At 51.9% G+C, this 18,802-nt stretch carries 18 protein-coding genes; 12 read left to right on the top strand and 6 right to left on the bottom strand.

The genetic code is table 11. The features are described from left to right. Positions 1 to 311: 311 nt before the first annotated feature. Positions 312 to 722: an O-methyltransferase gene (locus tag KDC22_RS27715; RefSeq protein WP_246553043.1), complete on the top strand. Its 411-nt coding sequence runs from the start codon at positions 312 to 314 to the stop codon at positions 720 to 722. Positions 723 to 853: 131 nt separating this feature from the next. On the opposite strand, the gene KDC22_RS27710 is transcribed toward KDC22_RS27715, so the two are convergent. Both KDC22_RS27710 and KDC22_RS27705 read right to left on the bottom strand, forming a co-directional pair. Further along, on the bottom strand, positions 854 to 1,087 hold the full coding sequence (locus KDC22_RS27710) for an alpha/beta-type small acid-soluble spore protein (RefSeq protein WP_036701727.1): 234 nt from the start codon (positions 1,085 to 1,087) through the stop codon (positions 854 to 856). Positions 1,088 to 1,191: 104 nt separating this feature from the next. Then, positions 1,192 to 2,160, bottom strand: coding sequence for an aldose 1-epimerase (locus tag KDC22_RS27705; RefSeq protein ID WP_211721052.1), 969 nt, complete (start codon positions 2,158 to 2,160; stop codon positions 1,192 to 1,194). Positions 2,161 to 2,601: 441 nt separating this feature from the next. Here KDC22_RS27705 and trpS point away from each other — a divergent pair, with 441 nt between their 5' ends. Further along, positions 2,602 to 3,591 carry a tryptophan--tRNA ligase gene (trpS, locus tag KDC22_RS27700; RefSeq protein WP_173131634.1) on the top strand — a complete coding sequence of 330 codons (990 nt, stop codon included), beginning with the start codon at positions 2,602 to 2,604 and terminating at the stop codon, positions 3,589 to 3,591. Here the strand turns inward: trpS and KDC22_RS27695 are convergent. Together KDC22_RS27695 and KDC22_RS27690 are read right to left on the bottom strand one after the other, a co-directional pair. After that, entirely contained in the window at positions 3,588 to 3,779 is a 192-nt protein-coding gene (locus KDC22_RS27695) for a hypothetical protein (protein WP_211721051.1), read from the bottom strand. The two genes, trpS and KDC22_RS27695, sit on opposite strands and share 4 nt — an antisense overlap. A 514-nt stretch (positions 3,780 to 4,293) precedes the next feature. Further along, on the bottom strand, positions 4,294 to 5,298 hold the full coding sequence (locus KDC22_RS27690; protein WP_211721050.1) for a metal-dependent hydrolase: 1,005 nt from the start codon (positions 5,296 to 5,298) through the stop codon (positions 4,294 to 4,296). 206 nt (positions 5,299 to 5,504) lie between these two features. Between KDC22_RS27690 and cyoE the strand changes: the two genes are divergently transcribed. Continuing rightward, positions 5,505 to 6,437 carry a heme o synthase gene (gene cyoE / locus KDC22_RS27685; RefSeq protein ID WP_173131643.1) on the top strand — a complete coding sequence of 311 codons (933 nt, stop codon included), beginning with the start codon at positions 5,505 to 5,507 and terminating at the stop codon, positions 6,435 to 6,437. A 29-nt stretch (positions 6,438 to 6,466) separates the two neighbouring features. Then, positions 6,467 to 7,084 (top strand): SCO family protein, encoded by a 618-nt coding sequence (locus KDC22_RS27680; RefSeq protein WP_173131645.1) that lies wholly within the window; start codon positions 6,467 to 6,469, stop codon positions 7,082 to 7,084. Between the two features lie 80 nt (positions 7,085 to 7,164). Here the strand turns inward: KDC22_RS27680 and KDC22_RS27675 are convergent, their stop codons facing one another. Together KDC22_RS27675 and KDC22_RS27670 are read right to left on the bottom strand one after the other, a co-directional pair. After that, the gene (locus KDC22_RS27675) at positions 7,165 to 7,521 is read right to left on the bottom strand and encodes a toprim domain-containing protein (RefSeq protein ID WP_173131649.1); all 357 of its coding nucleotides are present in this window, start codon (positions 7,519 to 7,521) and stop codon (positions 7,165 to 7,167) included. Positions 7,522 to 7,700: 179 nt separating this feature from the next. Further along, entirely contained in the window at positions 7,701 to 8,870 is a 1,170-nt protein-coding gene (locus tag KDC22_RS27670) for an MFS transporter (protein WP_211721049.1), read from the bottom strand. 251 nt (positions 8,871 to 9,121) lie between these two features. Here KDC22_RS27670 and KDC22_RS27665 point away from each other — a divergent pair, with 251 nt between their 5' ends. The 8 genes from KDC22_RS27665 (at position 9,122) to KDC22_RS27630 (ending at position 18,756) form a co-directional block, all read left to right on the top strand. Next, positions 9,122 to 9,565: a hypothetical protein gene (locus KDC22_RS27665; protein ID WP_211721048.1), complete on the top strand. Its 444-nt coding sequence runs from the start codon at positions 9,122 to 9,124 to the stop codon at positions 9,563 to 9,565. A gap of 48 nt (positions 9,566 to 9,613) precedes the next feature. Then, positions 9,614 to 10,756: a transglutaminase domain-containing protein gene (locus tag KDC22_RS27660; protein ID WP_211721047.1), complete on the top strand. Its 1,143-nt coding sequence runs from the start codon at positions 9,614 to 9,616 to the stop codon at positions 10,754 to 10,756. Positions 10,757 to 10,869: 113 nt separating this feature from the next. Next, positions 10,870 to 12,927, top strand: a complete 2,058-nt coding sequence (locus tag KDC22_RS27655; protein WP_211721046.1) for a peptidoglycan D,D-transpeptidase FtsI family protein — start codon at positions 10,870 to 10,872, stop codon at positions 12,925 to 12,927. A 34-nt stretch (positions 12,928 to 12,961) separates the two neighbouring features. Further along, a complete protein-coding gene (locus KDC22_RS27650; protein WP_211721045.1) occupies positions 12,962 to 15,061 on the top strand; it encodes a peptidoglycan D,D-transpeptidase FtsI family protein in 2,100 nt (699 codons plus the stop codon). 64 nt (positions 15,062 to 15,125) lie between these two features. After that, positions 15,126 to 15,905: a Cof-type HAD-IIB family hydrolase gene (locus KDC22_RS27645; RefSeq protein WP_173131667.1), complete on the top strand. Its 780-nt coding sequence runs from the start codon at positions 15,126 to 15,128 to the stop codon at positions 15,903 to 15,905. Between the two features lie 251 nt (positions 15,906 to 16,156). Then, complete coding sequence (locus tag KDC22_RS27640) at positions 16,157 to 16,642, top strand: DUF456 domain-containing protein (RefSeq protein WP_211721044.1); 486 nt, start codon at positions 16,157 to 16,159, stop codon at positions 16,640 to 16,642. A 26-nt stretch (positions 16,643 to 16,668) separates the two neighbouring features. Beyond that, complete coding sequence (locus tag KDC22_RS27635; RefSeq protein ID WP_211721043.1) at positions 16,669 to 18,297, top strand: putative polysaccharide biosynthesis protein; 1,629 nt, start codon at positions 16,669 to 16,671, stop codon at positions 18,295 to 18,297. A 114-nt stretch (positions 18,298 to 18,411) separates the two neighbouring features. Then, positions 18,412 to 18,756 (top strand): thioredoxin family protein, encoded by a 345-nt coding sequence (locus tag KDC22_RS27630; protein WP_211721042.1) that lies wholly within the window; start codon positions 18,412 to 18,414, stop codon positions 18,754 to 18,756. Positions 18,757 to 18,802: the final 46 nt, after the last annotated feature.

Raw genomic sequence — 18,802 nt, 5'->3', positions numbered from 1 at the left:
TTTTTGAATATGGTATGAATGCGCAAAGACCCCGGTTTCGGGGTCTTTTTATATGGTGTATTTGTCGAAAAAAGACGACGAAAGTTGGGAATATGCCAATACTAATAAGAAAATTGCGCAATTGTAGGGATTATAACCCAATTATGTTGAATAATGTTGTACGTGTTAGATTAGTGACCTATAATGAGCCTAAAGCCTTATATAAGCGCTGCTAGGCCCACAAAATTCAAACAACTGCTTACGAAGCAAGTATTGTGTGAGGCAGAGCCATGAGGCTGCATCACCCACAAGACTTTTAGGAGGAAATGTATGTGAGGACGGAACAATTATCGCTTGCAAGACAGATCGATCTGGTGTTTCACGAGCTGCAGGAGGAATTGTCAGGACTGAATTCAGGTACCGTATTTGTACAGATCAGAAATAATATCATCGGTAAGTTTGGAGTCCGCCATAATCCGCTTGCCGGACGCAGCGGCAGCTTCGCCGCAGAGCAGGAAGGTCTGACTTCCGGCCAGCAGTCCTCATTCCGGGTCATGGCTCTGGAGAGCCTGAAGTACAAGAAACGGTGGACTCATGGAGAGATTAGCTACGAATTCGCTGTCCGCCAGGGAATGGTGGTGGTTGATGCAACGCTGGAGTCCAATTACAATATGGCGAACCTGATGATCCGTTATCCGCGCAGCAGCAGCCAAGGTGATGTCTCCGACCAATCCTTTGGCTGAATTCAATATAGATTCTCCTGGACACAGATAAAAGCCCCCCTGCGCTTCGACGAGAAACGCGGGAGGGCTGTGAAGCTGCTCGGTCTATGCCTCACGGCTTAGCCGGATCTTTAAGATAAGGCTAGCTAATACTACGAACGACCGGACAGTTGTTGCTCTGCCAGTTGCACCAGACGTTTGGTGATATATCCTCCCAAAGAACCAGTTTCGCGGGAAGTATAGTTCCCATAATACCCGTCAGCCGGGATAGTTACTCCAAGCTCCTGTGCTGCTTCGTATTTCAACTGCTGCAGCGCTGCATTCGCTTGTGGAACCACCAGGTTGTTAGAACGGCTACCACGACTTTGTTGACCTGCTTGACCCATGTATGTTCACCTCCTTCGCCCGTTGTGAAGATAGTATGAGCGCTAGGAGAAGAATTCATGCACGAATTTTGAAGGTTTATAGGATGGTAATTATATGAAATTTATCAGCCCGGATAAATCATCTGCAGCGTGCTGCCAAGAACAAGGGTCTGGCCGGGTTCAAGCGTGATCAGTCCGGTAAAGGAATCGTCCTGCGGGAGATTGGGCGCATCCGGAAGCCAGGTGAGCGGTTCGATGCAGAGGAACTGGTCTGCTTCGCCTTTGGTATACAGAACCCAGTGATGAAAGAAATGGCGGTCGGCGGAATAACGCAGCCCGTAACCATCCTCACGCATCAGTACAGCCTCAGCAGGCTGCTGCTCAGCGACACGCAGAACGGTATCAAGATTCGCGCCTTGAAGGTTCAGGCGGGTATGCAGGCTCTCCAGTCCGCCAAGCGGCAATAACTGTCCGCTGGGCAGGAGATCCTCACTCAGCTCGTAAACGGCCTCCGCAGGCAGGGTCACATTCCAGCGGCCGGGAGTTCCGTCAAGCATGAACCAGGTATGATAGCCTGCGCCAAAAGGAATACGCCGGGTGCCCAGATGAGTGACCTTCAGGGTCTGCTCCAGCCGGTCATCCTGCAGCCGGAAGGTCATCTCGAACTTCAGCGGCTCGGGGAATTGCCTGATCCATTCCGGATCATCCGTGGTTATGAATTCGGTTGTTACCGCACAGCCTTCTTCGTCCTCTTCGATATCACTGACACACCAGGCCTGCGTGCGGTGAAGACCATGAATATGATGCTCTCCCGCGTTCCTGTCGAACTGGTAGCTTGTGCCGCCGAACTGGAAGTTCCCGCCGCGTATACGTCCGGGGGGCACCAGGAGAGGCATGCCGAAGTGATAAGGTTTCTGCAGATATGAAGTTAGATCGCTCTCATCCGGCTGGCGGAGGATTTGCCGCTCCTCTTTGCGGTCCCATAATGAAATTACGTTATTACCCAGCCTGGGCAGAAGCGTGACTTCCAGTTCGCAGCTATGCAAAATATACGTATCATAACCGTTCCACTGCCCTTTGGTAACCTGTTTCATAAGAGATATGCTCCTTTGATAAGCTGTAATCAGATTGCACACACGAATATCTTTATCATACCAGATTTATCCGGCGGTGGTTAGGGATTTGACAACTTCTCCGGCTGGCTCTATGATGGAGGCATCAATGAATAACAGGCAATGTGATGACAGGGACAAGTAAGCATAGACTGTACCTCCAGAAAGCCGGTGGCTGATGTGAACCGGCGGTGCACCTCTGACTGAATGGACCCTTGAGCGCCGCGATCGAACAGGCTGCATTAGCCTTAAGTAGACCGGCCGGCTCTTCCCCGTTAACGGAAGCCAAGGCTGTTTGCCTGTATCCGGGGGGATATACCAAGCAGCGAATAAGGGTGGTACCACGGTCTCACGTCCCTTGCGGATGTGGGGCCTTTTTGCGTTCTGCGCAAGCGGAAATTAATCATGATGGAGGATAAGACGATGGCTAAAAAAGTATTATCAGGAATTCAGCCCAGCGGCTCACTCACACTCGGGAATTATATCGGGGCGATCAAGAATTTCGTCAAGCTTCAAAAGGAATATGAATGTTACTTCATGGTGGTCGATCTGCACGCCATTACGGTGGCCCAGGACCCTGCAGCGCTTCGTGAGCAATCGGAATCGGTGGCTGCGCTGTATCTGGCCGCAGGGATTGACCCGTCCATCGCCCATGTCTATATGCAGTCCCATGTGCCTCAGCACGCTGAGCTGGGATGGATTCTGACTACGCTGACTGCTATGGGTGAGCTGGAGCGGATGACACAGTTCAAGGATAAATCGGCAGGCAAAGAATCGGTAGGCGCGGGCTTGTTCGTCTATCCGTCGCTGATGGCCGCTGATATTCTGGTCTACAACGCTGATCTGGTGCCTGTGGGCGAAGATCAGAAGCAGCATCTGGAGCTGACCCGGGATCTCGCGGGACGCTTCAATCACCGGTTCGGTGACTTCTTCACCATCCCTGAGCCCTACATCCCGGAAGTCGGGGCACGGATCATGTCCCTGGATGACGGAACCAAGAAGATGAGCAAAAGCGATCCCAATGCCGGCAGCAGAATCAACCTCTTGGACCCGCCGGACGTCATCCGCAAGAAGATCAGCCGGGCGACAACGGATTCCGGACGCGAGGTTGTGTTCGACCCGGCGAATAAGCCGGAGATCAGCAACCTGATGAGCATCTATGCCGAATGCTCGGGGATGAGCCTGCAGCAGATTGCCGACAAGTATGAAGGCCAAATGTACGGCGGCTTCAAAAAAGAGCTAGGCGAAGTGGTTGTCGCCCTGCTTGAGCCGATCCAGCAAAGATACCAGGACATCCGCAGCTCAGGAATGCTGAGCGATATTCTGGCTCAGGGAGCCGAAAGTGCACGCATGAACGCCGCACGCACGCTGGAAGGCGTGAAGGAGCGGATGGGCTTCCTGCCCTCCCGTTAAGGAGAGGACAGCTTGCTCTCCGCCTTGCGTCTCAGCCTGGCTTTGACGATGAAGCCCCAGCCGATGTTAAGCACGCACAGAGCGCCGATCAGAAGCGCGAGCCAAATGTTATAGCTGATGGTGATGGAAGCCGCCGTAAGTAGGAGAATTGAAGAGCAGGCGAACCACAGTGACAGACCTTTACCCATAAGTTCCAGCCTTCCTTTCTGCTTGCAATAGCGTTAGGTGAATCCCGGAGTGCTTCCTGCACTTCGGGATTATTAGTTTGAATGTAATGCGCTGTAACCGCTTTATTGTGATTGTGCCTTATGCCGACCCGGGCGTCAAGGGGGCGTCAAGGGAATGGCTCCACGGTAAATATAGCCTATAATATATCAGATGAGCTAGATAATCCTGTACAAATTGCAACATTCCCATTAATAAATCGCCGCTAATCAAAAAATGTTGCACAAAAGGCAGCAGTCTTCCTCCTCCAAGCAGCTGAGCGAAGAAATTCCTGCAATTCATGCAACATTCCATACAACTAGCCCAGTATCACGATTCAGTGTTGCAATATTTACAACATCTGAGCTTGGCCTCTGACTACACAGCAAGGCTGACTCATCTTCTTTACCGGAGCAGGTAGTTTATGTATTTTAGGGTTAATGTAATTAAACAGATGGCATAAGCTCCGGCAGATGCCATCTGTCTTCAAAAAAACTCCTACAGCTTAACTGTTCCCGGATCAATGGCGAAACGTTCGTCAAGCTTCTCACTGCTGAGCCAGCCGACATAGGTGTTCAGCGGTTTATACTCTTGGTCCATTACAAGTACAGCAACGAACGGGAATTGCTTGCGGTGTAAATAACGAACATCACCCCAGCGTACAATATAACCAGAGGGCAGCTCCTCAACCTCGGCAACGGCGTACGAGGTGAAGTACAGAAAGGCCTGAATGTCCGGATGGGATTTGGAATGCTCAACGGCGGGGTGAGTGGAGCACACCGCATGCTTGAACCATTCCAGCCGTCCGTTGTTCAGCAGCCCGATATTATAGCTGCCTTCCGGCTTGGCTTTGACGACATTCCACCGGGTAGGTGAAATGGTGGGGATCACATAATAACGGTCGCCTGCAAGGTGGTGAACATCTTTATTCTTGATGTTGCGTGTAATGCGAGCATGAACCAGTGTCCGCCAAATGTAGTATAGGACAGTGCAGGCATACAACGTAATGAACAGAGGAGCGGGAGGTACGATTCCGCTGATCCACAGAATAATTGCCGCTGTATGGCTGCCGAAGATAAACGGATCGAAGATATGGATAATGTTCCAGGCTATCCATTTCTCGGTGAACGGGCGTGCGGCCTGGGTTCCGTAGGTGTTGAACAGGTCAGAGAATACATGAACGGCAACGCCGATGAAGCTCCAGAGCGCGACATGGCTCAGTGTATGGAGATCCGTTAATCCGAACAACGGCCCAATGACCAGTGTGATCAGAGCCGGCCACAGCAGTAAAAAGGGCAGGGAGTGAGTGATTCCCCTGTGATTGCGGATATACACCGCATTGTCCTTCAGACGCAGTGCGGTATCGGCATCAGGGGCCTGAGAAGCCAGTACAGTAGCTACCATCACCGCTCCGGCAAGGGTTCCATTGGAAGCGACGACAGGATCGACGAAGGACAGACCGGCAAGTCCAAGTCCCATAACAAAATGTGTAGCGGTATCCATTAGTCAGATCTCCTTTGTACGGAAGTTCTCTATTAATAACTACCCATTTTCGCGTCCAGTTATTTAAGGGCGGGAAAATAAATATTGTCACGTAATTGTCGAATTAATGAACATCATGGTCAATGATTGTCAAAGTCTTTCCCAGTTTGCTATGATAAAGTTAATAGCGGGATGTTAGAAGTTCCCTAGAAGGAGGAACCCCATACGTGGACAATCAATTGAGATATCAAGCTTCTTCTGATTCCGCATCAATGTCTGCCAAGTCTCCGCCGGAAGGTGCAAGCTGGCGTGACTTTGTTACCGTTACGAAACCGGGTATTATCCGCTCCAATCTAATCGCTGCGTTCGCAGGGTACTGGGTGGCGTCAGGCTGGGATGTACAGTATGGCCGTCTGATTCTGACGTTGCTCGGCACCATGCTGGTAATGGCATCGGCCTGTGTGTTCAATAATTATTTTGACCGCGACTTGGATATGAAGATGGAACGGACCCGTGAACGGGGGCTGCCTACAGGAAGGCTGAAGCCTCGAACCGTACTTATCTACGGGATCGGTCTCGGCATTGCCGGGCTGGTCGTACTGTTCGCCTTCTGCGGTATGCTGGCCGGATTGTTCGGCATTGTCGGCATGTTCGTATATGTTGTAGTGTATACCCTTTGGCTCAAAAGAACATCCACCTGGAGCACCTCGGTTGGTGCAATCTCCGGGGCCATGCCTCCTGTAATTGGTTATGTGGCCGTTACGGGAACCGTGGACCTCGGGGCCTGGCTGCTGTTCGCGATGCTGTTTCTGTGGCAGCCTCCCCATTTCTGGGCACTTGGCATCCGCCGCAAAGAGGAGTACAGAGCAGCAGGATTTCCGCTCCTTCCCGTTGTGAAGGGGACACGCCGCACCAAATTCCAGATGATTCCTTATGTTGCGCTGCTGCTCCCGGTTCCGGTGCTGATGTATGCCTATGATTATGCTGGTATATATTATCTGATTGTATCGCTGGGATTGTCAGTGGGCTGGCTCTACTTAACACTGATCGGATTCAAGGCCAAGGATGATGAGGTCTGGGCGAAGAAAAGCTTCCTCTTCTCCATTAATTATCTGACGTTAAGTCTGATTGCCCTGGTGCTGAATACCATTCACGTGTAAGCATTCTTAGTAGAGGGGGAGGGCGTCCTGTGCAGACCTTGAAACGTTACAAATGGACTTGGCTGTTGCTGCTGCTCGCAGTGATAATGGCGGTCTATCTGGCAGTCCAGTCTTTTGATTTCGGAGGTAAGAAGCTGCCGGTCATCGGTCAGGTGCAGGACTTCTCTCTGGAGAATGTAGACGGGAAGCAGGTTAGTCTGGCGGATACGGAAGGCAAGGCAAGGCTGGTCTATTTCTTCTTCACCGTGTGTCCGGATGTATGTCCGATCACCACCTTCATGCTGTCACAGACGCAGGATCTGTTGGTTAAGGATGGAAGCTTCGGCAAGGACGTCGAGTTTGTCTCGATTTCCTTCGATCCGAAGAATGACACAAGGGAAGCGATCAAGGCCTTCGCTGATAAGTTCCATGCGGATTACAACGGGTGGTATTTCCTGCGGGGCGATCAGGAGCAGGTACGCAAGCTGGCAGCGGAATCCTTCAAGGTGATGATCTATGGCACAAGCAAGGATGACTTTGCCCACGCTAACCTTATTGGTCTCGTAGACCGGAATAACAATCTCCGGGGCTTGTATGATGCAGGGGATACGGAGAATGTAACACCGGAGTTTTTGGCCCGGACGGTCAAGAAGCTGGCCCGCGAATAGCCGGGAAAACTAATGAAAGAAAAGAAACGAGGGTGTCCGCAGGCAGTGAATCTTCTGCCCGGGACACCCTCGTTTTGGGTTTATTCCATCCCCTGCGGATACGGCTGGGGATAGATAATGAATTCCTCAAGTCCGGCCTTCTCCAGCTGGGTAATATTGTACTCGTCAGGAGTTCCTTCAACCCCGGCATAACCCTTTCGGGTATACATATGAACGGCATCGGGGAAAACGTCACGCAGAACACCCCGGATTTTTTTGCCCGAGCTGTCATTATCCATATACAGATAGACCTCCCCGTCCCGGATCGTATTCCGCAGGGTCTCCAGCTTAAGGGTGTTCAGTGTTCCGAAGGTGCACAGAATGTCGACCTCCGGTCCAAGCAGCCGTCTTAGGCGGCTGCGGTCGTTCTTGCCTTCGACAATAATGGTAATGGACATATACAATCAGCCCCCGGATCATAGTTGTTATGACGATATTGTACCTAAGCTGCGCTTTTTTTAACAGCTTGGTGTGCAATATGTATTCATTCCCCGGGAAATGTCGTTATAAATAGATATACAGCAAACCATCACCCGGCAGGACAAATGCGGGTGATTGCTGGCGAATACGGGCAAATTCAGGCAGCATGGCCGTTCCAGCCGGAAGCATAGGAGGGCAGTTTGCCGGCTCTGCCCGGAGGCAGCAGCAGAACGGCTGTCATCAGCAGAACGAACGCGATGAAGTAAGGGGAGACTTGGTCCCTGAGCTGTCCGGCAGCCACAGGTCCGGCGAAGGCCCCCAGCGACATGGCGATGGATTGCATCGAGAAGGTGCGGCCCAGCCGGCCTGCCCCGCCCAGGCTGATGAAGAGGGAGGCCATAGCCGGGAATAACACCCCTTTGGCTGCTCCAAGCAGGAATAGAACGATTCCGGCGGGAATGCTGCGGAAGGCGGCCAGGCAGAAGAAGCAGAGAGCCATTCCGAGCAGGGCGGTTGCAATACGGATGCCCGGTGAGACGCGGTTCAGGAAGAACAGGCAGAGAGTCACAAGTGCACCCAGGCTGAGCAGGGAGAGCAGAATGCCTGTGGATACAATCCCGTCTTTGCCTTGTGACAGGGGAAGCTCGAAGAATAGCACTCCCTGGGAGCAGGAGACGAAGAAGGGCAGCAGATAGTACCGCCTGGATACAGGTGGACTGGCGGGAGCTCCGGCCAGCTTCTCCTGAAGCGGCAGCACCGGCTTCTGCAGAGCCAGCGACGGATTATGCTTCGGCACGCTGAAGAACGCCATCACGCCGGTGAAGATCAAGAGCCAGCCCAGGGTGCTGAAGGTGCCGGAGTAGCCGGCTTTGGCCACGATGAATGCTCCGGCGGCAGGTGAGACTACAGAGGCCAGCGTGTGAATAATCCCGTTGCCTGACATGTATTTGCCCTGGGTCGCAGGGTCAGACGAGAGCGAAGCCAGCAGGGTCATGCAGGCAGGGGAGAGGAACGCCAGTGCGAACCCGCTTGCTGCGCGCAGCAGGAGCAGGTGCCAGGGCAGCTGCGCATGGGCCTGCAGCAGCAGAATAACACCCGCTACGGTAAGGGCAAACACGATGTAGCGGCGGCTGCCGTTGCGGTCAACAAGCACACCGGCCAGCAGATTGCCCGGGAGGTGGGTCAGGGAATACATCCCCATCATCCAGCCGATGAAGGCCGGTCCCGCTCCCAGGGACATGGCAAAGGGCGTCAGAATAGGATACTGGGCATGTAAATCGAAGAAGGCCAGGAACATGAAGAGATACAGCCACATTGCAGTTTTCACGGATTACACCTCCAGATTGGTGGCCAGTTGCTGTATTATGGATAAGTCCATCAGAAGACACAGCCTACTTGTACTTTACGTGCGGCTGAGGGGGCTTATACCAATTTCTTGACAACCCCTGTATGCGGTTCTGTATTCCGGCAACCATGAATTATAAGGGTCATTGATGTATAATAATTAATATTAATGAAATGTCTGACGGGACGGAGTCCTGAAGTGGCGAAATTTGCGATTGGGGTGTTGTGAAATTGATGAATCCGGAAGTATGGTCACAATTTATCAGAGAGAATTGGCTTGTTATCGTTATTGCGCTTGTCCTGCTGTTCGCAGTTGTTAACATCGTTAAGACTATGCTGAAATGGGCAATTGTTGTCATTATTGTTGTAGGGCTCTTCATCTATAGCGGAGTAACCATGGACCAGATTGGTAATGCCGTTAACCAAGTGGCGGACGGGACGGTCAGTACTCTGAAGAAGGAAGCGCAAGAGGTTATGTTAAAAGAGGCGCAGGAGGCTGTATATACCTCCGGCGGTGACGGTACCTTCACCATCACTACTCCTAATCTGGAGGTGAAAGGCTCCGCTGCAGAGGACAAGGTAGAAGTGGTCTTCCGTGGAGTCAGCCTTGGAAAGTGGAGTGTTACGGATACGACCAAAACCTTCATCGACGAAGCCCGGAAGCAGGCAGGTAAATAACAGTGCAGGGAATCAAGCGATACCCCCAGGACCGGAAGGAGGAGTGATATGCTGAATAGCTGGATAGATAGTCTTAGTGAAGCTAATATCATCTCCATCGTTCTGCTGCTGGTTGTACTGTTCTCTGCATTGCAGGGCTGGGGCCGGGGCTTCCGGAGGGCAGCCGGAGGGCTGTTCGGACTGCTGGGGTCAGGACTGCTGGCAGCAGCATCTCTGGTTATGGCGATTCCGGCAGCGGTGTATCTCTCGCCTGCTGCCGGGAACTGGGCATCAAGCCTTACCCCGCCGGATGCCAAGCTAAGCCAGTGGCAGCAGTTGTATTACACAGGCGCCTCCGTCCTGGCGAATTCGCCGGTCGTACGGTTTCTGCTGCTGCTCTTACTGTGCTACAGCCTGATTCGGCTGCTGCTGGGTCTGCTGTTCCTGCTGCTGCCCATCCGTCTGCCGCGCTTGTCTGGGCGGACGTCCGGGAAGATTACGGGTGCCAGCCGGTTAAGCGGAGCCTTACTGGGTACCGCAGCAGGGCTTACCCGCGCTATGGTGCTGGTCTTTGTTCTGTATATCGGGGTGGCCCTGAACCCGGACAGCAGCTTCAGCCGCTATGTGCAGTCTTCACCGATCTACAGCCAGAGTGCGGAAGCGGTCTTCGAGCCGCTGGCCGGTGAACAGGTCAGAGGGAAGCTTCCGGTGCTGACCAAAGCGGTAGCCGCGGAGATGAGCGATATTCTCCGGCGCAAATATGAAGTGATTGACCATGAGATCTCGGCGGATATTGCCGGTGCAGCCGCAGATATTGCCGGACAAGCCAGCGGGGATGAGGAGAAGGCCAAGCTGCTGTATGACTGGATCGGCTCACGTATTGCCTATGACTACGATAAGGCAGAGAATTATGAGCAGAGACGGATCTGGCATGAGCAGACCCCGCAGGATACGATGGATACCCGGCTTGGGGTGTGCATTGATTACGCGCGCCTCTATGCTATGATGGCCCGTTCCCAAGGGCTTCAGGTGCGTGTCGTCACCGGCAGAGGGTATGACGGTCAAGGCGGCTATGGTCCCCATGCCTGGAATGAGGTCTACATCAGCAGCAGCAAGGCCTGGATACCGCTTGACTCTACCTGGGCCAGCAGCGGCAACTGGTTCAATTCCAAGGATTTCGATTCTACGCATATCAAGGAGAACATCCTGTGAGAAGGAAGCGGTGGCTCTTGCATCTATGGTACAATAAACAGCGGGCAGGAAGAGGTCTTGCCCGTGTTCACGAATAATCGGCTCTGCATACCATACAAGGAGAGGACTTGGCTGTGAGATGGTTCGGTAAGCCGGGTTCCGGCCCGGATAATGGAGTACCCCGCAACTACCTGAGCTTACGCATAAATCTGTTTTTCTTCGGCACTTTTTTTATTTTTGTATTGATTCTTATCCGTCTTGCCGGACTGCAGTTTGTTGAGGGTTCCAGTCTAAGCGAAGTGGAGGCCAGCCGTGAGACCAAGGATGTTCCGCTTGCGGCCATCCGGGGAACCATTCGAGCGGCTGGAGGCGAGAGCATCGCTCATTCCACACCGGTACAGTCGTTATATGTTACATTAACCAAAGAATACACAGCGAAGGTCAAGAATAAGAATACCGGCCTTTATGAACTCACGGCTGAGGCTAAGGCGAATATAGATTCGCTGGTGACGCAGCTCGTCTCTGTTTTTGAACAGTATGGAGATCCTGCTGCCAAGAAGCTTGGCCGGGAGGATCTCCTGGCTCTGCTGGACCTTGACTATAAGAAGTCGCTGGGTTATGTCCCGCGTAAGATCAAGGCCGGGCTTACGATGAAGGAAGTCGCCCGTCTTATGGAGAACAAGCAGAATTATCCCGGGATGTCTGTTGTGGAGGAGAGCATCCGCCATTACGACAAGGACACGGTGGCCGTTCAGACCGTAGGTTATATGAAGCCGTTCCGTGCTACAGAGGATTATAATGTATACAAGAATATCCGTAATGCCATGAAACAAATGGACGCGGACCCCGGACTCAGTTACAGGGAAGATGAATTTGTCGGGATATATGGCCTGGAACAGCAGTACCAGCGGGAGCTTAGGGGCAAGAACGGATATCAGACCCTTTCGGTGAACGCGCAGAATATGGCTGAGGAAGTGATCGCTTCAGTTCCTCCTGTCAAGGGCAACGATATCTGGATGACGATCAACAAGAACATTCAGCTTAAGACAGAGCAGGCGATCATGGATCAGATCAGCTGGCTGCATCGTAATCCGGTACAGGGAAAGCTTCATAAGGATGCCCTCACGGGGTATGCCGTGGCGATGGAAGTCGATACAGGCAACATAGTGGCTATGGCCAGTATGCCGGACTACGATACGAATGTCTGGAATGCCGATAAGCTGCCGACGGAAGTGTACGATAAGATCAAGGATAATTACCAGAACGGAACGATTACCCAGAACACCTCCGGTGTCTCCGGCCATGGTCTGCAGTCATTGATCTTACTGGGTTCAACAATTAAGCCGTTAAGTGTGTTGATTGGTCTGCAAGAAGGTTTATTCACAACCGGAGATACTTATATAGATAAAGGGATCGCATATTTCGGCAAAGATAACAGCTCATCGGTGAAGAATTCCTCCGGCCACGTGCTGGGACCGCTTGATCCGGCGAAGGCCATCCAGGAGTCCTCCAATGCTTTTATGGTTGAATGGGTCGGCAATGCGCTGTATAAGAAGTATCAGGGAGAAGCCATCGAAGTGTGGGATAAGTACATGAAGGCCTTCGGTCTCGGGGTGTCCACACAGAGTGGACTGCCCGGAGAGAGCGACGGTGTTGCCGATTACAAGAGTAAGGGGCAGACTGTCCAGGCGGCGATGGTCTATGCTTCCTTCGGGCAGAAGGGGAAATACACGGCTCTCCAGCTGGCCCAGTACACGGCCACACTTGCCAACGAAGGCGTGCGGATCAAGCCGCAGCTCGTCAGCAGGATAACCGATCCTGAAGGCCATACCGTTAAGCAATTTGGACGGGAAGTACTGGATAGCATCTCGTTTGACCCTTCGTACTGGAAGGAGATCAAGCGGGGGATGAATACGAAGGTATCGGCCTTTGACGGATTTCCGTATGACTTCGCCCGCAAGACGGGAACCTCTGAGATGGAAGCCTTCGGGGCCATACGCGACAACGGGGTATTCATTGCCTATGCTCCGCGTGAGCATCCTAAGCTTGCGGTCGCCGTGCTCATTCCGGAAGGCGGTTTTGGTTCGAACAGTGCAGCACCGGTAGCACGCCGGATTTTTGATGCCTATGATTTTGAATATGGACTGGATGGAGTCCCCAAGAAGAATGTACCCGAGTCAACGGTGGACTAACAGGTTATTTTATGATGTAGAGGAGTGAAAAACTGTGGGTGTTTTCCGAAAGCAGGCCTCCCCCCCGGACGAGAAAAACAGCAAGAGCTCGCTTGGCCTGCGGCTTAACGTGTTTTTCTTCAGCACGTTTGTCATTTTTTGTGTAATTATTATCCGTCTGGCCGTTATTCAATTTGTTGAAGGACCCATGCTGACCGAGGTAGAGACCAGCCGGGATACCAAAAGCGTGCCGCTAGCCTCTATCCGGGGATCGATCCTGGCAGCGGAGGGGGAGAAGTTAGCGTATTCCAGCTCTGTGCAATCGCTCTATGTTACGCTCACCCAGGAATATACAGCGAAGGCGGTGGACAAGGAGACAGGCATCAGTGCCCTGAAGCCGGAGTCCAGAGCCAATGCTTATGCACTGGCGAATCGCCTGGTAGCGAAATTCGGCGAATATGGCGATCCGAACGGTGAGAAGCTGACGGTTAATGAAGTGATTAGCTCACTTGATTTATATTTCAAGAAATCCTCGGGTTATATGGCCCGCAAGATCAAAACCGGTCTGACCGCTAAGGAAATTGCCTACTTCATGGAACACAAGAGCGAATTCCCGGGGCTGGAGATTGTGGAAGAAGGCGTGCGCCACTATGACAAGGATACCGTTGCCGTACAGACGGTCGGGTATATTAAGCCCTTCAGATCATCAAACACCCTGAACATCTATAAGAATATTCAGAATGCTATGAAGAAGCTCGACGCAGATCCCGGCCTCAACTATAAAGATGATGAATTCGTCGGTTTTGACGGTCTGGAGCTTCAGTATCAACGCGAACTGCGTGGTAAGAACGGCTATCAGGTCATTTCAGTGAATCCGCAAAATATGGCCGAAAAAGTGGAAAAAGTGGTTCCTCCTGAAAAGGGGAACGATATCTGGACCACAATCAATAAAAATATTCAGCTTAAGACGGAACAGGCTATTATGGAGCAGATCCGCTGGCTCCATTCGAATACCGTTCAGGGTAGAACTCACCCCGATGCCGTAACGGGTTATGCCGTAGCGATGGAGGTGGATACCGGGAATATTGTAGCTATGGCTAGTATGCCTGACTATGACACCAACGTCTGGACATCACCAAAACTGGATGCAGAAGTCTGGAACAAGATCATGACCAATTACCAGAACGGGACGATTACCCCCTTCTCTTCAGGTATCTCGGGACATGAGTTCAGTTCATCCGTTTTCCTCGGCTCCACGATCAAACCGCTAACTGTGTTGATTGGGCTTCAGGAAGGTTTTATCACCACACGTTCTTCCTACTCAGACACAGGGAGCACGAAATTCGGGAAAGCGGGACATGAAACTACGGTTAAGAATTCGGGCGGGCATGCTTACGGATATTTCAACTCACCCGCAGATGCGATTGAGAAATCCTCCAACGTATTTATGATTGACAAGGTGGGCAAGAAATTGTACGAAAAGTACCGGGCTGAGGGTGTGAATGTCTGGGATAGATATATGAAGGAATTTGGCCTTGGTGTAGCAACAGGAGTAGGATTACCCAATGAATACAAAGGTTTCCTGAACTATTTTAAAGAAGCGGAAAGAGGCAGTGTCCAGTCTGCACTTGTCTATGCATCTTTTGGACAACAGGGAAGTTACACCGCCCTTCAACTTGCACAATACACATCTACGATTGCGAATCAAGGAGAACGGATTAAGCCGCAATTAGTCAGCAAAATCACCGATTCCTCCAATAATGTTGTGAAATCCTTCGAACGTGAAGTATTGAATAAAGTGGATTTTGACAAGGCTTATTGGAGAGAAGTTATTAGCGGAATGAAGAGTAAGGTTAGCAGTTTTGATGATTTCCCTTATGATTTCGCCCGCAAGACGGGGACCTCGCAGCAGGTGGGTAAAGGACAAATACGCGATAACGGGGTATTTATTGCCTTTGCTCCGCGTAATAATCCTAAGCTGGCGGTTGCGGTGGTGATCCCGGAAGGCGGATTCGGCTCCAACAGTGCCGCACCGGTCGCCCGTAAAATATTCGATGCCTATGACTGGGAATACGGACTGGATGGCGTGCCCAAGAAAAGCCTGAAGCCAGAAAACGCCGCAGGTGCAGATAATACTGCAGCAACAAACAACTGATATAATACAATAAACAATTGCTCCCGTGAATGGAGAGCATAATACAAGAATGGAGGGGTGGCATATGACTGCCAAATACCGCCTGCTTGCTTTGGATATGGATGGAACCCTACTGAATGATGAACAGAAGATTACCCCACTGACGGTGGAATGGATTAAAAAAGCGATGGATGCCGGTGTACATGTCTGTCTGTCTACCGGGCGTTCTTCGCGCAGTGCGATGCCTTATGCGGATCAGCTAGGCTTGAAGACTCCGATGATTATGGTGAACGGGAGTGAAGTCTGGCGCGCACCTCATGAGCTGTACCGCCGGTCTCTGATGGATGTGGAGCTGGTCAAGCAGATGCATAAGATTGCTGAGGAGTTCGATATCTGGTTCTGGGCTTATTCTGTAGATGAGGTATACAACCGGGATAGCTGGGACGGGGACATTGACAGCAGGGAATGGTTGAAATTCGGTTATTCCACAGAGGATAACGATATCCGTCATAAGCTGCTTATGCGGCTGCAGGAGCTGGGCGGACTGGAGATTACCAACTCCTCACCGTTCAACCTGGAGATTAATCCGATGGGTGTCAACAAGGCTACAGGCATACTTGAAGTATGCAAGCTGCTTGGTATTGATATGTCCCAGGTCGTTGCCGTGGGCGACAGCCTCAACGATCTGGCGGCCATTCAGCAGGCAGGCTTCGGTGTGGCGATGGGCAATGCCCAGGAAGTCGTCAAGCAGGAAGCGGATGCGGTGGTGGCTACGAACAACGAAGACGGCATCGCGGAAGTGATCCAGAAGTATATTCTGGCGGAAGCCGGGACCTCAGCCGGCAGGATTTCTAAGCAGGCGTAGCTGTGTTAATGAGTTTCATCAAATTTTTATAGCTTTATCTGAAAGACAACAAATGGTGGGGAGTAACGGAGGGGAAGTTTGAGCTGTAGGAGCGTCAGCGACCGCCTTTGTCACCGGATTTCCACCGCGAACAGCGGTATAAATCAAGAAATCTGGTGACAACAGCGGCCGGAAGCCAAAATTCACCGCAGTTACGACCTGCACCTTTTGTACTTTAAATATAGCTATCCAAACTTAAGGAGTTGAAGGAATTGACGATTCTGGGTTGGATTCTGATCATTGCATTGTTTGCCATCGGCCTGGCTGGGGCGGTATATCCAATCCTGCCGGGGGCGCTGGCGATTTACCTGGCTTTCTTTGTATACGGCTGGTTCTTTTCCTTCGGCTCCTTCGGTCCATGGTTCTGGATCGCCCAGACACTGATTGTTGTAGTTCTGTTCGTTGCCGATTACGTGGTCGGGGCCTGGGGCGTCAAGAAGTTCGGCGGGTCCCGCGCCTCTGTTATCGGCAGCACCATCGGTTTGATTGCCGGCCCGTTTGTGATTCCGGCGTTTGGCCTGCTGATCGGCCCGTTCCTCGGTGCCTTCATTGGTGAACTGATTGCAGGCGAGAAGGCAGGCAAGGCTGTCAAGGTCAGCTTCGGGGCCCTGCTAGGGCTGTTCAGCAGCACCGTAGTCAAGATTATTCTGCAGATTGTTATGGTCGTCCTCTTCTTTATCTGGATCGGACGGTATTAAATTTATTGTGAAGAAGGCGAAACAGCTTGTCCACCAAGAAAGAATCCTTTGTCAAAGGCACGCTTATTCTGGCCGCAGCCGCGCTTGTAGCCCGCGTCCTTGGGCTTGCCCAGCGGGTGCCGCTGGAGCATCTGTTTAATGAAGTCGGCAATGCGGCTTTTACACAAGCCAACACCGTGTATCTGCTGCTGCTGCCGCTGGCAACAGCGGGAATTCCCAGCACGCTCAGTAAAATGGTGTCCGAGCGCTACGCGCTGAACCGCCCGCATGAAGCGCAGCAGGTGTACCGGGCAGCCCTGATTTTTGCTGCTGTGGTAGGTGTGCTTATGAGTGTAATACTCTACATAGCCGCTCCTTATTACGCGGAATCCAGTAAGGTTCCCGAGAGTACACTGGCCATCCGGGCGATTGCTCCGGCGCTGCTGTTGTTCCCCGCAATCGCGATGATGCGCGGTTATTTCCAGGGGCGTAACAATATGATGGCCGGGGGCATCTCACAGATTGTCGAGCAGATTGCCCGGGTATCAACGGCCATTCTGCTTGCGTTCATTCTGCTGCGCCAGGGATACAGCAACACCTGGATGGCAGCGGGTGCCTCCTTCGGCAGTGTGCTCGGCAGTATCGGAGCCTTCGGCGTGATGCTGTATTATGCAAGGAAGCTGCGCAACAGCGAGGAGAAGATCGCGCTTTATGAATCCAATGAAGCTCGTCTGCCTCTTCTGAAGATTTACAAGGATATTTTCAAACTGTCCATACCGATTGTATTATCCTCCGTTACAGTGCCTGTGGTGAACTTTATTGATACTTCCTTTATTGTGCCGCTGCTTAGCGGACAAATCGGCTTGAAGGAGGCTACCTGGACGCTGGGGATCTTCGGCAGCCGGGCACAGAGTGTAGCCGGTATTCCTCCGGTATTGTCGATTGCCCTTAGTGCGTCGCTGATTCCGATCATTTCTGCCGCCTACGCACGTAAAGATGAGCAGCACCTGCAGCGTCAGGTCACACTGGCAATGCGTGTTTCCATTCTGACCGGTACCCCGGTTGTACTCTCCCTGGTCGTGGCTGCTTATTCTGTGAATGGACTGCTGTTCAAAACAATGGACGGCAGCGGGATTGTGGCGATGCTGACGCTGGGCACTATTTTCCAGATTACGATGATGACCACCAACTCGATCCTGCTCGGAATGGGCAAATCGCGGATTTCCATGTACTACGTGCTGGTCGGTATCCTGGTAAAGTTCGGCTCAAACTTCCTGTTCAGCCAGTGGTTCGGCATCTATGGCATTATCGGCTCCACAGCCCTGTGCTTCATTGTCATTACACTGCTTAACCTGCGGATGCTCAAAAAAATCGTACCTTTTGCCATTCTCGGCAAACGCTGGGGAGGCTTCTCCATTGCTGTCCTGGCTTCGGCAGGCATCGGTTATGGCCTGAATGAAGCGGGAATATTAATGACTCATCTGATGCCGGCCCGTCTGGCCTTCCTGATCACTTGTCTGGTGGTTGGAGCGGCAGTAGTCATTGTATACCTGGTTCTCTTGATTATTCTGGGTGTACTCAGCAGCCAGGAGATTGCAGGTTATCCCCGTCCGCTGCGCAAGCTGCTGGGGCCTTTGATGAAATTACAGCCTGCCCGTGTACGTGCCGGCGAATAATGCTGTGATGATTGTCTTATTTTGTCTTTTTTATTTGACTTATTCCGTACATTTTGCTTCACTTAAGGAGAAAGGACGAGTACAACCTTTTTATTAGAAAGGAATGGTCAATAGATGGACAAAATCAGCTCGCCTGCCCAGTTCCAGGTGGCAATTCAGTCTCCGCGCCTGACAGTGGCGGTATTCAAGGCAGATTGGTGCGTGGATTGCAAATTCATTGATCCGTTCATGCCGGATGTGGAGAAACAATATACAGACCGCCTTACCCTGGTAGAAGTGGATGTCGATGCCGTAGGCGATGTCAGCCAGGAGCAGAATATACTGGGCATTCCAAGCTTTGTCGCGTACACCGATGGACGGGAACTGGTCAGATTTGTGAATAAGCTCCGGAAGTCCCGGGAGGACATTGAGAAATTCCTGGATACGTCGCTGGAAGTTTATCTCAGTATTCACAAGTAATGAAGCAGCACCGCTTTCGCCCTACCCGAGCAGAAGCGGTGCTTTT

It is taken from the genome of Paenibacillus tritici (assembly GCF_018207515.1).
GTDB lineage: Bacteria > Bacillota > Bacilli > Paenibacillales > Paenibacillaceae > Paenibacillus_AQ > Paenibacillus_AQ tritici.
This window is presented reverse-complemented; position numbering and strand designations above follow the sequence as displayed.